Raw genomic sequence first — 14,326 nt, forward strand, 5'->3', positions numbered from 1 at the left:
CGTCCCTCAGCCGAACGGAAGCGGAAAGACGCGCGTTCGGAACGGACTGCGTCCGCTTCTGACGTGCCCGGGCGCCTGCAGGGCGCGGGGCGTGGCGGGCCGAACGGCCGGACCTACAGGCCGAGTTCCGCGGGATCGGAAGGGAGTTGCGGCGGCAGTTCCGCCGGTTCACCGGCGTCGCGCAGCAAGGGGAAGAGCACGTGGTCGCACCAGAGGGCGCAAATCTCCGACCACCGCTCCCAGGCGCGTTCGGTGACCGGCGCCTCGCCATGCGCGAGGAGCGACTTGTTGCGGATGGGAATGAGATCACGCAGCAGGACGTGTTCGCCGGTCTTGTCGGTTCCCGGAACGGTGCCGCAAAGCCAGCGCGCGAGCGGCCCCTCGGGCTCCTTCACGCGCAGGGCCGAGAGCGTTCGTTCGAGGCCACCGAGATTGGGCTTGCGATGGGATGCGCTGCGGGACTTCTGGTCCTCGAGTTTGGCGGTGCGCAGTTCCTCCTCCGTGAAGCGCGACCAGTCGACGTTGCTGCTGTCGATGCCGTGCTTCGCCTTCAACCGCCACTGCGCGGTCCATTCGACGAGGCGATAGAGGCGGGCGACGGCATCGTCGTAGCGGCCGCGCGCCGCACATCGTTCGGCGTTGCGGACGAGGTCGAGCAGCCGGGCGGGCTCGCTTCGCGCGCACCGTTCGGCAAGCGCGCGATACTCGTCCAAGGTTCGCGCCGCCATCGCGTCTTGTCTGATCTCGGTGCGCTTGAGAGGGCGGCCGAGTTCGTTCGCGGCATCGTCGTGCTGGAAGCGGTCCCAGAGGTCGAAAGCGTGCGACAGCTCCTTCAGCAGGGACAATCGCTTGCGGGCGTGCTCGGCATGTTGCGGCGTCTGGTCCCGTCGATGCTCGGCCAGCAGGGCTTCGGCACCGATCTTTGCGCTGGCGTAGTCGTAGGAGGCCCAGGCCCTGCGCAGCGAGAGCTCCACGCGTTCCGCGATCAGCCACTCGATGGCGATCGGGGCCGGGCGTTCCGTGCCGTCCGCCACCTTCTGCAGGTCGCGCCGATCGCCGAGCATGAACTGCACCTCGGCGCCGGGGGTTGCGATGCCGCACTGGAAGAGGGCACCGGTCATCGACTTGGTGCCGCCGGTGTAGTCGAAGACGAGGCGGGCCTCGGGCCAGGTGCGCCGCAACTGCGCGATGCGCTCGCGCAAGCGGAGGAAGATCGTCTGCGGCTCGTCCGGAGGCACGGTGAGGATGTCGTGCGGCAGGCTGGGCGCCTGCACCGGCTCGAGGATGGCGGGCACCTCGGCCGCCGAACCGGGGCGATCCCCCACGCTCTCGGAGGCGACGAAGAGCACGAAGGCGGGCCGGAGGTCGCGGATCGCGCTGCGGATGGGTTGCGGCGAGCCGCCGACCGAGGCGATGAGGATGATCGGTTTGGGCGGGGCGCCATCCTGATCGCCGGGATGTTCGCTTGCGTCGGTGTCGGTGACCTCGTCGGTCACGGTTGCCGCTCCTCGACCACCCAGCCGATCACCCATCCGAAGGGGATCGGATTGCCGTTCGCGTCTCGGGTGACGGTGCGCGTCGTGCCCCATTCGTCGGGTGCGCGGGTCTTCTTCGCCGGCTCCTTCGCTTGTGGGAAGTGGCCGCGGCGGACGCCCTCCAGCGACTTGCTCTCGAAATGGCCGAAGCGGCCGAGGCGGAGCAGGACGAACCCGCGGTTCCAGGCGTTGTTCTCGACCGGATGGCGTCCGTCGGGGCTGCGATGCCCGAGCAGCTTCCGCTGCAGAATGTTCTTCGTGTCGCCGCGGAAGAAGCGATCCATTTCGGTGGTGAACAGGCGCTGATGGAACATGCGGCAGGCTTGGACGAGACGCATGGCGTCGAAACGCGCCTCGCTGCGGCGGACACCGTGCGGCCCATGCAGGACAGCGCGGCGATCGATCGCGATCGGAACGTCGAAGACGGGTGCGGGTTCGCCGTCGGTCAGGGCGCGGGTGCGCTCGTAGTGCATCTGGATGCCGCCCCGCGATGACGTTGCGGGCGTGCCTCCAAGCTTCACCAGTTCAGTGCGATCGATCACCGTCATGCTGTGGGGCAGCACGGCATCCGCCACGTGAAGGAACCGCAGCGGATCGGTTTCCGTCTTCCCGTGTTCCAGGCCGAAGGCCTCCTGCATGGCGCGCTCATGCGTCCAGCCATCGACGGGGTGATGCTCTCTTGGCAGAAAGGCCGAAGCGAGGGCGGTGCGGAACGCACCCTTGATCGAACTGCCGGGGATGATGGGGCGGCCGCCTGAGCGGATGAACGGCTTCACCTGGCCCGACCGCGCCTCAGGGTCGGCGAAGGCCTTGCGGAGTTCGGCCGCCGACCGCGCCGAGATCGGGATGCGTTCGATGATCGCGCCTTGGCCCGCCTCGCGCAGCGCCCGCGCCGCTTCGCCGAGCTTGCCGGCGTCGAGTGCCGCCCGGAAGGCGCTGTTCTGGGTGGCGCTCATCAGGCGGATCGCCTGCACCGGATCGAAACGGCAGAGCATCGAAATGGCCGGAGCGGCCGTCGTCGCGACCTCCTCGCCGAATTCGTCGTATCGCGTGTTCGCCGGCGTCGGCTCTTCCAGCAGGTATTCGTTGGGCCGCAGCTCGGTGCCGTCGCCGATGTGGATCGGCGTCAGCGGCACGAGGCGCAGGGTGATGCGGACGAGGGACCGCGGCTGCCCGGCATAGGCGTTCATGCCGCCTCCGTGTACGGGATGGCGAGGTGGAAAGCGTTGTGGCCGATCGGGTCGGTCGGATCGTCGTCCTGGTGAAGGCCGGTCAGCCACGCGCCGAAGGGGCCTGCACCATCGGGGAGGAAGGTCGCGCCGGCTTCGGCGAGCACGACGGGAAGCTTCCACGGTCGCCTGCCTGCAGCCATCATCGGCCGACCGACCTTGCCGAACAGCACGAAGCGCTGCCAGCGCGCCTCGCGCATGTTCTGGCTGATGACGCCCTGCGAGAGTGAAAGCATGCGCAGGGTTCCTGCGCCTGTCGGTGCGTCCGCAAGCCAGCCGGCCGGCTCGCTGCCCTCCACGCGGAAGCGGCCGCGGCCGAGCGAGGCGTCGCGTCCGAAGCCCCAAGCGCCGATGTCGGCAAGCAGCGCTTCGACCTCGCGCGCCGGCAGGGTGGTTTGCACGTAGAGGTCTGCCGCGATCGGCCCGGCATGGTCGCCCCTCTGCGTGGGCCAAAGTTCGTCGGCGAACCAGAGGCCGCCGCCGCCCGCCTCGGGCGTCTTGCCGCTGCGGCGGTCGATGCGGTTGTGCGGCGACCGGGCGGACGCGAACAGGGGCGGATCGCCTTTCGCGCTGCGCAATGCCTGCGCCAGCGCCTCCGCCGAGACGGCCGAGCGCAGCGTGCGCCACGCCTCGAGCGAAACGTATCGCCTTCGTTTCAAGGCCTTGGCATCGGATGCTGCGGCGCTCTCGGTTGGGGCGAGGGCGAGCAGAGGCTTCGGCAGGTGATCGGCAGGCAGCAGGTCCGAAATCAGGAACGGCTCGTGCGGCAACCGCCGCAGCCAAGCGCGCAGCGCCTCCGCCCCGTCGCGCCAGCGCTTCGCCCAGCAGAGATGCCCGAACAGCGTGCCCGAGCCGGGCGGTGTGCCGAAGGGCGAGCTCGCGTCGAGCGTCAGCCGATGGCGGCGGATCTCCATCAGGCCGGCACCCCGAGGATCTCCTCCGCTTGCACGATGGCGGCCGGGCAGGCGCGGTCGAAGCGGTGGCCGCGGAAGCGGTTGTCGAGCGTGATCGGCGTTTCCCGCCCCGGCACCTGCAGGTGGAGGTTGTCGAAGGCGATCCGTCCGTAGCCGCGCGAGCCCGAGCCGCCGAGGGCGTCCTGCTCGAGGAGGTCGAGGGCCTGCAGGGTCCAGTTCAGGCACTCGAGATCGCGCACGGCACCGTCGCCGAGGTCGTAGAGGCGGAAGGCCATTTCGAAATCGAAGCTGACGCCGGCGGGCACGCGCTCCGTCTGGCGAGGCCCGACCCGATCATGCGCCTTGCCGCTGATGCGGTCGATGAGCACCTCCGTCTTCTCCTCGAAGAACGTGTCGGGCGCTTCGCGGAAGCGCGCACGGTCCTCCTCCGAGAGGGGTGCGTCGCGCACCATCAGCCGCGTCGGGCCGCCCTGCCAGTCCTTCAGGGCGTTGCCGAAGATCCGCAGCACCGGGTCGGCGGGATCGACCGGCTGGTCGTCGTTGAAGCCCCAGGCCTGGCCGTCCTCGCGCACTGTCCCGAAGGCCCACTCGAGCAGGAAGCGGAGCTTGCCCTTGATGGAGGAGCCCGGGATGTAGGGTTCGCCCGTGTGCGGGTGCTTGATCACCGGGTTGTCGATGCCGCCGATCTCGACCGAATCCTTGCCCGCACCGATGTGCAGGCCGGAGAGGAGGCGGATCTTGCCCATGATCGCGATCGAGCGGACGAGGTGCAGCGTCTGCGCCATCACACGAGCTCCTTGACCGGAAGGCCCGCCTTCAAGGCCTTGTGGAAACCGATCACCGCCTCGAAGTGGCGGAAGAAGCCCTCGCCGAACGCGCGCACGGGGTCCGCCTCCCGGGCGATGGCCTTGACGTGGCGCGCGATGAACTCCGCGAGCGGTTTGTTCTTCTGATCACGCGCCGCCGAGTAGATCGCGCGCATCTGGATCAGGGCGAGCATCGCCAAGAGCTCCTCGGCCGCCATCTCCTGCGAGCGCATCCTTCGTCGCAGCTGCTCGACGGCGCCGAAGTAGCGCCGGATCTGGGTCTGGTCGACACCCTCCAGCCGCTCCGCCGCGTCGACGGCCTCGTGACGGAACAGGCGTTCGCGAATGTGTCCATTGTCGAAATAGGACACCGTCACCTGCGCGCCGGGGGCGTGCGGGGACTGTTGCGGACGCGGTGCGTCGAACCGCTTCTGCTGCCCGCCACCGGGGTGTCCCGTCCGGTGCCCCGGCATCATCTGCGTCGGCCTGTTTCCCTGCCCGCTCATTCGCCCCTCCAGGTTCATCGGTTGCGCCACAAGGCGATGGTCATCGCGATCTCCGCATCCGCCGTCTGCGGCTGCGCGGGCGCCGGCAGCGCGCGCAAGAGCAGCGCCTGCACGTCTTCGCGCGCCGCGCGCGGCACCCGCGAGAGCAACCGCGCCTCGTGGTAGCGCCACTTCGGGTTCCAGTCGGCCGCATCTGCGTCGCCACGCTCGGCCGCACGGCGCCGGGCGGCGAACCAGCGCATGCGATGAAGGATGGTCGGCGGCAGGTCCCCGCGGCGCACCGCATCGTTCAGCGCCTCGGCGAGATCCAGAGTCGCCGTCAGCTCTGGCCAAGTGAGGACACGCCCGAAAACGCCGATCCGATCCTTCTGCGGTTCCTCGGGCGGCGAGCTCTTCGCCTCCTGCAGCGTCTCCTCCGCTTCCTCGACAGCCAGCGCGAGCGGGTGTTTCGGGTGGACGAACGCAACCCCGGCCGAGAGCGTGAGGTTGGGGTTGCCGCCGGCGAAGGCGGCGAAATCCTTCCGCAGGGCGAGAGCGAGCGGCAGCGCCTGCCGCCACGGCGAGACGAGCAGGAGATCGTCGCCGCCGGCATACACCGTGTAGGTCGACGGGAAATCGCGCCGCAGCAGCCACGACAGGCGCTCAGCGAAGTAGCCGTCGAGCAGGCGCGACAGCTGGGCGATGCGCGCAGGCGAACGGTCCCCACCCAGCCCTTCGGCGAAGATGCGACCGAGGAAATCGACATCCGCCTTGACGATGGCGAGGAGATCGCGGCCCACGATCCGTGTCCTTCCGTCCCCCGTGGAAACTTCCTCGAGGGCATGGGCCGCGATCTCGGCGAAGGTCAGCAACTCGCCGACGTCGCTGCGATCCTCCGGCGCGATCCCCGCGTGTTGGTAACGAGGATCCTGAGGATCGGTCTGCAGGGGCACGTAGGCAGGAGCGCGGAAGACGGCGCTGCCGACGTCCTGGCGTGAGAAGGTGACGCTCATCTCGGCATCCGCCCCGCGTTCCGACCAGGGCGCGAACGACAGGCCGCCCGGGAGGATGTCCAGGGCATCGGCCGGGGCGGTCGATGCGCCGATCAGGGCGAAGCCGTCGGCATGCGGCAGGCGCTGGCCCAGGCGATGGGCGGCGTCGCAGACCCGGCAGCGCCAGACCTCCTCGTGCGCGTCGCGCAGCGTGGCCGGCCGCACGCCGCAGCTCGCGCACGCGCCGTGGGCGGGATCGAACGGGGCCGGGATCACGCCTGTGCCGACGAGACCGCCCCCCTCGCGCCAGCCCGCAAGCGGATGAAGCTTCGCTTCCTCGAGCGCGGCGGCGAGTCGCGCGCGCTCCTCCCGGTAGCCTTCCGCCACTTCGCCGTGCGATCCGCGCCGCAGGAACTGGGCTGCGGGGAAGGGGGGGCCGGCGGCCAGGACCAGGGCGAGGTCGCCTTGCCACGTTTCGACCATCCACCGGTCGAGGGCCTCGCGCGCGCCCTGAAGCTTCGCCTCGAGGTCCGGAAGGTCCGGCAGCAGGAACTCGGCCTTGCCGCCGGCATTGAGCAGCACACAGGAGAAGGGAAGCCCCAGTTCGTCCAGCACCAGGTCGAGCGCCGCCTCGACCGTCTGCGCCATCAGGAAGGAGCGTGCGCGCAGGATGCGACTCGCGCCCTTCTGCCCGGCGAGCCGGAACAGCGCCTTCTGGATGCCGGAGAGATCGACCACCGCCAGCCGGAATTTCGGCAGGGTGCGGTCCTTCACCGTCGCCACCTCGTGCGCGCCGTGTGCAGCGTGCCAGGCCGCCAGCGCCGCCGCGATCGCCGCCACCGCCCGCGCATGGTCATGCAGCGACACGTCGGGTTGATCGACCGTCGAGGAGGGAACCGCCCACAGCACGCGCTCGGAGAGGGCGAGCAGTGCACGCTCGAACCGTTTCGCCGACAGGCCGTGGCGGCCGAACGCCAGCAGGCCGGCCTGCCAGGCTGACCAGAGCAGACCGAGGCGTCGGGGCTGGTCCTGCGGCGTGTCGGAGCGCGGCAACAGGGCATCGGGTGACGCTTCCTCCGCCGGGTGCCACAGCGGCCCCGTCACATCGCCGCGACCGATGCGGACGGTCGGAACGAGCGCACGCAGTTCGCACTCGCGCAGCCGCAGACCGCGCGCCTCCTCGATCTCGTCCTTCTCCTTCCGTTCAAGCCCGGAGGCCAGTCGATCCGCTTCCGCCACGATCCAGTCCGCGGCGACGTCGTCGCGCGGATGGTGGTGACGCACGGCGACGGCCGACAGCCGCGGCCCGTCGATCTCCTGCGGCCAGCGCAGGCCGTCGCGTTCCGCAAGCCGGATGGCGAAATCGCTCCACAGGGCATGGCGGTGGGTGTAACGCCCCTCTCCCGACCGCGGCAGGATAGCGGTTTCAGTGCCCGCGAGATCCGTGCCGTAGAGATCGCGAAGCGGCGCCTCGTCGAGATGCGCGCGCTGGGCGAGCTTGCCGATGTCGTGCAGCAGGCCGGCGAGGGCGGCTTCGTGCGGCGAGATCATGGATCCTGGCGCAAGACCGTCGGATGCGGTGGGGCGGTCGCTGCGGCCGCCACGCTCGCGGGGTGAAGGGCGATGCGACCGAACCCCATGCAGGCGCCCTTGCCGAGATGCGTAATCGCCGCGACCTCGAGGATGGAGGCGACGGCCGCGGCCGAGGTCAGGTCGAGTTCCGCCCGGCCGACGACTCCGCCGAACGCCATCAGCATGTCCTGGCGGCTGGAATACCGCCTCGTCTCGCACCACCGCAGATGAGCGCGGTCGAAGGCGAGTCGCATCGCCTGCGTCCGCGCCGCGACGGCGAGCTCCTGCGGCAAGGGAAGGCCGAGCGCCCTGGCGCGGCGCAGGGCCGCATGGACCAGCATGGCAGGGGTCAGCCGTTCCGGAACGACGAGGTCGCCCTTCAGCCGCAGGCGCAGCGGCGTCTCGAAGGTGACCGCGACGGGACCTGCCCAAAGCGGCGCAGCCCGCGCGGAGAGGTCGAGAACGACCGTCTCCTCCTCCAGGCGGACGTTCCCGATCAGACCTCGATAGCGGTCCGGTCCTTCCGCGACCGCCTGCTCGAAGGCTCTCCCGAGATAGCCGAGGGCAGGAAGCAGGGGTGGAAACACGGAGAGGGTGACCCGAAGGCGGGCCGTCGCCCGGTCTTCTCTCGGCTCGACGACCACCTGGGGATGGATGATGAAGGGCCGTGCGGCCCCCGCCGTCTCCTCGGTCGGACCGAAGAGTCGCGGATAGAGGCACACGCGCTCCAACGGACAGCCGGCGCAGGGGCGGTGCCGCAGGACGCACACCAGCCGTTTGAAGACTTGCGCGAATTTCCCCCGCCAGGCCGACCCTTGATACCGTTGCGAAGCAAGTCCACCGGACAGGGTGGCGGTCGCGATGAACCGGCGAACGGGCACCTCCACCACGGCCGGACGGCTGGCCGTCCCGAAGGTGACACGGCACGAACTGTCATTCGCGCCGGAACGAGCGGGAGAGGTCATTGTCATGACATCAAAACGTTCCTCGACTCGGCACCGTGGCGGGCGCGCCGCGACCAGCCGGTGAACCGCACGGGGCTCGCTCCCGGCAGATCGAGGGCGGCCATCGCCTGGCGAGACGATCCGCCTCCTTCGCGAGAGGGCGGAGGCGGGGTGCGCCCAACCGTTCCTCGCCCCCCGGTGCGTGATCCTGATGGATCCCTCGTGAACCTTGCGACACTCGATCGGGAAAAGGCGATCATCATCCGTCCTTCCAGGACACTGTCATCGGGCATGCAATCGGGTCAACCTCGCCGTCGTCGAGTGCGTCAGTTCCTGTCGCTCTTGGTGGAAGCAGGAGAACGCCATGGCGTCCGCGCCTTCCGGAGAAGGAACGTTGTGGCCGCGCAATGTCGATGATCCCCTACCCCGCCTCCTCCGGCGGCGTGCCATGTCGCAGCGCGTCGCCGGGTTCGATCGGTGACAGGCGCATCCGCCGCACGATCCGGGCAATGACGGAGGATCCCCCGGCGCTTGCCGACCGAGCAAGGACTGCCAGCCGCCCATCGCGATGACGACGCCGGAACGAGACGAGCACGCGAACGCGCCCCCTCGATACGGCCTGTCGCGAACGCCGACCGAACGGTGTGGTGGATCCGTTCACGTCCCCTGGGCCAGACTGACCGCCCATCCTAAGGGGAGAGGCCCTCCGCCATGCGCCGCCTGACCATCACCACCCTTGCCCTCGCCCTCCTTGCCGCCCCCGTCGCGGTCGAGGCCCAGCAACGGCAGCAGCCCGCAGCCCAGCGCGCACCGGCGCAGGCCGCGCAGGGCCAAGACCACCCTCTGGTCGGCCGCTACGAGGGGTCCCAGCAGCGCTTCCGCCAGGTGCGCGACTACGAGGAGACCCGCTTCCCCACCGCCGCGGTGCGCAACCGCCAGGGCGGCCAGCCGAGGCTCGATGCCGGCAACTCGGTGGCGGTGGCCGGCAAGCTCACGCGCCTCGTCTACACGGGCCCGGCCGACCGTTCGCCGCTGGAGGTGGTGCGCAACCTGCAAGAGAGGCTTGAGCGGCTCGGCTTCGGCGTCGTGTTCACCTGCCGCATGGCCGAGTGCGGCGGTTCGGGGTCGGATCTCTGGTTCGCCGTGGTCAACGAACCGCCGATCAAGCAGACGATCATGCCCTCGAACTGGGAGGGCGGCGTCTATGCCCTGCTGCGCTGGGAGAGGGCGGAGGGCGACGTCTGGGTCTCGCTCTATGGCGTGCCGAACGCGCCCGGCGGGGGGCCCGCCACGCTCGTCGACGTGCTCGAGACGAAGGGGATGGAACGCGACAAGGTGGTCGTCGTCTCGGCCGACGAGATGGCCCGCGCGATCGCGGCCTCGGGCAAGGTCGCGCTCTACGGCATCCTGTTCGACACCGACCGCGCCGACCCTCGCCCCGATTCGCGGCCCGCGATCGAAGAGATCGCGAAGTATCTCCGGGCCAATCCGCAGGTGGCCGTGATCGTGGTCGGGCACACCGACAGCCAGGGCGGCTTCGACTACAATGTCGATCTCTCGCGCCGGCGCGCCGCCGCGGTGGTGGCGATTCTCACGCGCGAGTTCGGCATCCCCGCGGCCCGGCTCACTGCCTTCGGTGCCGGCATGGCCGCACCGGTGGCGTCCAACGACACGGCCGAGGGCAAGGCGCAGAACCGGCGGGTGGAGATCGTGAAGCGATGAGGCGACGGAGGGGCGAGCATGGCTGAGGGCGAGGGGCGCCAGCCTCGACCGGCCCGGCCCGAGGACGGTCTTGCCTGGATCACCGGCGCCTCGTCGGGGATCGGCCGGCAGCTCGCCCTCGAGCTCGTTCGCCGCGGCTGGACGGTGGCGGTGACCGCACGCCGGGCGGAGGAGCTGGCGCGGCTTGCCGCCGAAGCGCCCGCGGGCCGCATCCTGCCCGCCCCGGCCGACGTGACCGAGCCGGAGGCGGTGGCGCAGGCGGTGCGGGAGGTGGAGACGCGGGGCGGACGACCGATCGCGCTCGCCGTCCTCAATGCCGGCACGTATCTGCCGGACAGTGCGGAAGGCTTCGACCTCGCTGCCTTCACCCTGCAGGTGAAGGTGAACGTGCTGGGCACGGCGAACGCGCTCGCCGCCGTGATGCCGGCGATGATCGCCCGCCGGGGCGGGCAGGTGGCGATCGTCTCCTCCGTCGCCGGCTATCGCGGCCTGCCGCGCGCCATCGCCTACGGGGCGACCAAGGCGGCGCTGATCGCGATGAGCGAAAGCCTGAAATTCGACCTCGACCGGACGGGGGTGATGATCAACCTGGTCAACCCCGGCTTCGTGAAGACGCCACTCACCGACAAGAACGACTTTCCGATGCCATTCCTGATACCGGTGGAGCGGGCGGCGGAGCGGATCGCGGACGGGCTCGCGCGCGGGCGGTTCGAGATCGCCTTCCCGTGGCGGTTCGTCGCGATCCTGAAGACGCTGCGCGTGCTGCCCTATGCGCTCTATTTCCCGCTGGTGGGGCTGACGACCGGGCGTCGCTGAGGCGCACCGTTAACTCTTTGTTAACCCTTTCCCTGGCAGGCTGACGCGTGAGCCTCCGCAGGTTGGCGCGCCATCGGCTTCGGGCCCATCGGGCGGGTTCCCTTATGGGGCGGTCGCCTGCGGAGGCCGATCGGCCGGCTGCGGTGGCGCCGCGTTGGCGTCATCGGCCAGGCCAGGAGGGCAAAACGATGATTGCATCGAGTGCGAGTGCTGCCGGCTCCCCCTCCGGCCTCGCCGCATGGCGGAGCGGCACGGCCCCGGCCGGCGGCGCCGATGCGCCGTCGCCGGGCGCACAGGCGGCGCGGATTGGCCTGCCGCCTCCGCTGCTGAACCCGTCGCTCCGTTTCGATAGCGAAGCGGGCGTCGTGGTGCTCGAATTCTTCGACAAGTCGGGCGAGGTGGCCCGCACCATTCCGCCCGAGCGCGTGCTGCAGGCCTATGCGCGCGAGCGCAATGAAGCGCGCGTGGAACCCGCCCTGCTCGAGACCGCCAGCTGATCTCTCGCAGCACCGAAGCAAGAATCGCCGAAAGGGGTCTTCCCGGCAAATCGCCTCATCCGCGCCTTTCACCCGATGTTCTGCCGGCTGCGAATGAACGACGCCGGCGCCTCACGCCGCGCCTGCGTCGCCGGCCTGAAAGGCACCGGCTCCGCGCGCCAGGGCGACGCGCCCGCCGCGTGGCACGACCCGACCCCTGCGCAGCGGCCGGCGGCTGCCGCCATCAGCCCGCCGGCAGCTTGCGCATGGTGGTGATCACCTGGCCGATCCAGAGGCCCCAGCGATAAACGTTGGCCCGATTGAGCACCGTCTCCTCGTCGAGGCGGAACAGCCAGTCGTCGAACCGCACCTCCCACACCGACCCGCTCACCGGCAGTTTGAGCACGTAAGTGAGCTGGAAGGCATTGCCCGCACCACGCCCGATGCCAACCCCGACCACATCGTCCGCCCGGCCCTCCCAGGTGCCGTCGCCGGTGCGCGCGAGCCGCCACACGCGCTGCTTCCGCTCGCCGTCGTCATAGAGGAAATCCTCGGCGAGGATCAGTGTGTTGCCCTCCATCCGCCCCTCCATGGTGAAGGTGAAGGTGCGGCGCACCGTGCCGAAGCGGTCCTCGAACAGGCCAGAGCCCTTGATCCGCCCGACGAAGTACTCCTCGAGCTTCAGTTCGGGCGTGCGCCCGGCAAACGTTTCGACTTTCATGCCCCCTCCGCAGCCGGCGAGAAGAAGAAGCGCGGCAAGCCCCGCGATGATGCGTCGCATGCGTTCCCTCGATCGATCACACCGCGAGGTCGAGCCAGGAAAGCACGCCCCCCTTGCCCGCCCCCGTGTCCAGGAAGACGGCACGCCCGCCAAGGCGCCCTTCCACCACATGGGGGCGACCGCCCGCACCGCGATTGTCGTGCCCGCAATAGACCGTGAGCCCGGCCGGAATGCGATGCACCCAGTCGATCCGACGAAGGGGGAACCCCCGCGCATCCGCCTCGCCCCGCACCGTCTCGCCGAACAGGGCGCGCGCGGCCAGCGCGTCGGGCCGACCCACCTCGGCCCCTACGGGAGACGGTCGGGTCAGCATGTCGGTGTGAAAGCCGCCGTGCACGAACAGGGCATCGCGCCAGAGGAGCCAGAGCGGTGCGCGCGCCAGCGCCGCCGTGGTGCGCGCCACCAGCGCCGCGCGGTCCGGCCGGGCCTCGAGTTGCGCCAGCGTCCGTCCCAATCCTTCCGGTTCGATCTGGACAGGGCGCCCGGCGAGCGCCCGCGCCAACTTTTGGTCGTGGTTGCCGAGCAGGGCCACACCATCGCCCCGCTCGAGAAGGTCGAGCATCAGCGCGAGCACGCCGGGCGAATCGGGGCCGTAATCGGTGAGATCGCCGAGCTGCAGCAGAAAGAGCCGCGCTGCCCGCGCCCCCTCCACTGCGGCCCGGAAGGGCGCGGCCTCGCCGTGCACGTCACCGACGACGCGGATGCCGGTGAAGCGCGAAGGCAGCTCAAGCCTCACGCCCGCCCCTCGAGGCGGGCCCGGATCGCGCCTTGCGCCGCGCGATCGATCGGGAAGCGCCACATCAGCGCCGCCACGCCGAGTTTCAGCGCGATCGGCGTCGTCGCGTAGAGGAGGACAAGGGCGCCGAGCCCCTGCGCCACGCCGTCGCTCACCCGGAAGCCGAGCGCCTCGAGCAGAGGCAGGCCGAGGCCCACGGCCAGCGCGTTGCCACCCTTCTGCGCCATCGACCAGGCGGCGAAGAAGAGGCCCGCCCGCGGCACGCCGCCCTCCAGGTGGTCGAGGTCGATCACGTCGGCCTGGATGGCGGGGGGAAGGGCGAGATCGGCCCCCAAGGCCGCGCCCGTCAGCACGCAGATGAGGAGGAAGGCCGGCCAGTCGCCGGGCCCGAGCAAGGGCACGAAGGCGAACACCACCGAGGCCCAGAGCATGGCGAGACACCAGGCGCGGTGCTTGGAGGTTCGGGTGGCGAGCCACGTCCAGAACGGCACGGCGGCGATCCCTGCGAGGAAGTAGGCGAGCAGAAGCACGCCGGCTTGCGCCTCGGCGCGCAGCAGGTGGGTGACAACGAGCAGGAACAGCGCGGCGGGAAGACCGTTGGCGACGCCGTTGACGATCCAGGCGGCGAGAAGCCGCAGGAACGGGCGGTTGCGGGCGAGGATGGCGATCGTTTCCCGCAGCGGCCGGCGCGGGGCGCGCCGCGCCGGCGGCGGTGGTTCCGGCACTGCGCTCAGCAGGAGAAGCAACGCCGGCGCGGCAAGGGCGAGCGTGACGGTGGCGAGGCTGCGCAGGTCGGCGGCGATGCCCCCCGGAGCGAGGACGGGCACCAGAGCCGAGGCGACGATGCCGCCCAAGGTGGCCGCCTCGCGCCAAGCGGTGATGCGCGCGCGCTCGTCATAGTCGGTGGAGAGCTCCGCCCCCCAGGCCGAATGCGGCACGTTGATCAGAGTCCAACCCAAATAGACCAGGGAGGCGCAGACGAAGAGATGGAGCGGCCCCGCGCCCTCGGGGGGCACGAACAGCAGCCACACCGCCGGCGCGGCGATCACGCCGCCGGCGGCGATCCAGGGCCGGCGGCGGCCGAAGCGGGAGCGCGTGCGGTCGGAGAGCACGCCGGCCAGCGGATCCGTGATGCCGTCGAGCAGCCGGGTGGCGAGCAGCACGGCGCCGACGGTGGAGAAGCCGAGCCCCATCGTCTCCCCCCAGAACGCAGGCAGGTAGACGTTCAGCGGCAGGCCGAGGATGGCGAGCGGGAAGGCGGCGAGCCCGTAGGCGGCAAGGATCGGGCGCGGCAGACGCCGCGCAGGTGAAGGCATGG

At 70.5% G+C, this 14,326-nt stretch carries 13 protein-coding genes; 3 read left to right on the top strand and 10 right to left on the bottom strand.

Annotated elements, in window-relative coordinates; translation table 11 throughout:
- Positions 1 to 113: 113 nt before the first annotated feature.
- From DWB05_RS02155 to cas6, 7 genes are read right to left on the bottom strand one after another with little or no spacing between them, the layout of a single operon-like run.
- A complete protein-coding gene (locus tag DWB05_RS02155; protein WP_157967040.1) occupies positions 114 to 1,496 on the bottom strand; it encodes a TIGR02710 family CRISPR-associated CARF protein in 1,383 nt (460 codons plus the stop codon).
- On the bottom strand, positions 1,493 to 2,725 hold the full coding sequence (locus DWB05_RS02160; protein ID WP_114374596.1) for an RAMP superfamily CRISPR-associated protein: 1,233 nt from the start codon (positions 2,723 to 2,725) through the stop codon (positions 1,493 to 1,495). The genes DWB05_RS02155 and DWB05_RS02160 overlap by 4 nt, the downstream gene beginning before the upstream one ends.
- The gene (gene csm4 / locus DWB05_RS02165; RefSeq protein WP_114374598.1) at positions 2,722 to 3,678 is read right to left on the bottom strand and encodes a type III-A CRISPR-associated RAMP protein Csm4; all 957 of its coding nucleotides are present in this window, start codon (positions 3,676 to 3,678) and stop codon (positions 2,722 to 2,724) included. The genes DWB05_RS02160 and csm4 overlap by 4 nt, the downstream gene beginning before the upstream one ends.
- Positions 3,678 to 4,463 carry a type III-A CRISPR-associated RAMP protein Csm3 gene (gene csm3 / locus DWB05_RS02170; protein WP_114374600.1) on the bottom strand — a complete coding sequence of 262 codons (786 nt, stop codon included), beginning with the start codon at positions 4,461 to 4,463 and terminating at the stop codon, positions 3,678 to 3,680. Before csm3 ends, csm4 begins: the two co-directional genes overlap by 1 nt.
- A complete protein-coding gene (gene csm2, locus DWB05_RS02175) occupies positions 4,463 to 4,990 on the bottom strand; it encodes a type III-A CRISPR-associated protein Csm2 (RefSeq protein ID WP_157967041.1) in 528 nt (175 codons plus the stop codon). The genes csm3 and csm2 overlap by 1 nt, the downstream gene beginning before the upstream one ends.
- Positions 4,991 to 5,004: 14 nt before the next feature.
- Positions 5,005 to 7,512, bottom strand: a complete 2,508-nt coding sequence (gene cas10 / locus DWB05_RS02180; RefSeq protein ID WP_114374604.1) for a type III-A CRISPR-associated protein Cas10/Csm1 — start codon at positions 7,510 to 7,512, stop codon at positions 5,005 to 5,007.
- Entirely contained in the window at positions 7,509 to 8,255 is a 747-nt protein-coding gene (cas6, locus tag DWB05_RS02185; protein WP_157967042.1) for a CRISPR system precrRNA processing endoribonuclease RAMP protein Cas6, read from the bottom strand. Before cas6 ends, cas10 begins: the two co-directional genes overlap by 4 nt.
- A 933-nt stretch (positions 8,256 to 9,188) precedes the next feature.
- On the opposite strand from cas6, the gene DWB05_RS02190 reads away from it, so the two are divergent.
- From DWB05_RS02190 to DWB05_RS02200, 3 genes are all read left to right on the top strand, one after another.
- A complete protein-coding gene (locus DWB05_RS02190; RefSeq protein ID WP_114374608.1) occupies positions 9,189 to 10,199 on the top strand; it encodes an OmpA family protein in 1,011 nt (336 codons plus the stop codon).
- Between the two features lie 18 nt (positions 10,200 to 10,217).
- Positions 10,218 to 11,015, top strand: a complete 798-nt coding sequence (locus tag DWB05_RS02195; RefSeq protein ID WP_114374610.1) for an SDR family NAD(P)-dependent oxidoreductase — start codon at positions 10,218 to 10,220, stop codon at positions 11,013 to 11,015.
- A gap of 188 nt (positions 11,016 to 11,203) precedes the next feature.
- Complete coding sequence (locus DWB05_RS02200; protein ID WP_114374612.1) at positions 11,204 to 11,512, top strand: hypothetical protein; 309 nt, start codon at positions 11,204 to 11,206, stop codon at positions 11,510 to 11,512.
- Between the two features lie 223 nt (positions 11,513 to 11,735).
- Here DWB05_RS02200 and DWB05_RS02205 read toward each other — a convergent pair whose 3' ends face one another.
- The 3 genes from DWB05_RS02205 to DWB05_RS02215 are packed head-to-tail and all read right to left on the bottom strand — an operon-like array spanning position 11,736 to position 14,324.
- Complete coding sequence (locus tag DWB05_RS02205) at positions 11,736 to 12,272, bottom strand: DUF3833 domain-containing protein (protein ID WP_114374614.1); 537 nt, start codon at positions 12,270 to 12,272, stop codon at positions 11,736 to 11,738.
- A 16-nt stretch (positions 12,273 to 12,288) separates the two neighbouring features.
- Positions 12,289 to 13,008 carry a metallophosphoesterase gene (locus DWB05_RS02210; RefSeq protein ID WP_114374616.1) on the bottom strand — a complete coding sequence of 240 codons (720 nt, stop codon included), beginning with the start codon at positions 13,006 to 13,008 and terminating at the stop codon, positions 12,289 to 12,291.
- Entirely contained in the window at positions 13,005 to 14,324 is a 1,320-nt protein-coding gene (locus tag DWB05_RS02215; protein ID WP_114374618.1) for an MFS transporter, read from the bottom strand. Before DWB05_RS02215 ends, DWB05_RS02210 begins: the two co-directional genes overlap by 4 nt.
- Between the last annotated feature and the right edge of the window lie 2 nt (positions 14,325 to 14,326).

The sequence above is a fragment of the Elioraea thermophila (ex Habib et al. 2022) genome, from assembly GCF_003336755.1.
Lineage (GTDB): Bacteria > Pseudomonadota > Alphaproteobacteria > Acetobacterales > Acetobacteraceae > Elioraea > Elioraea thermophila.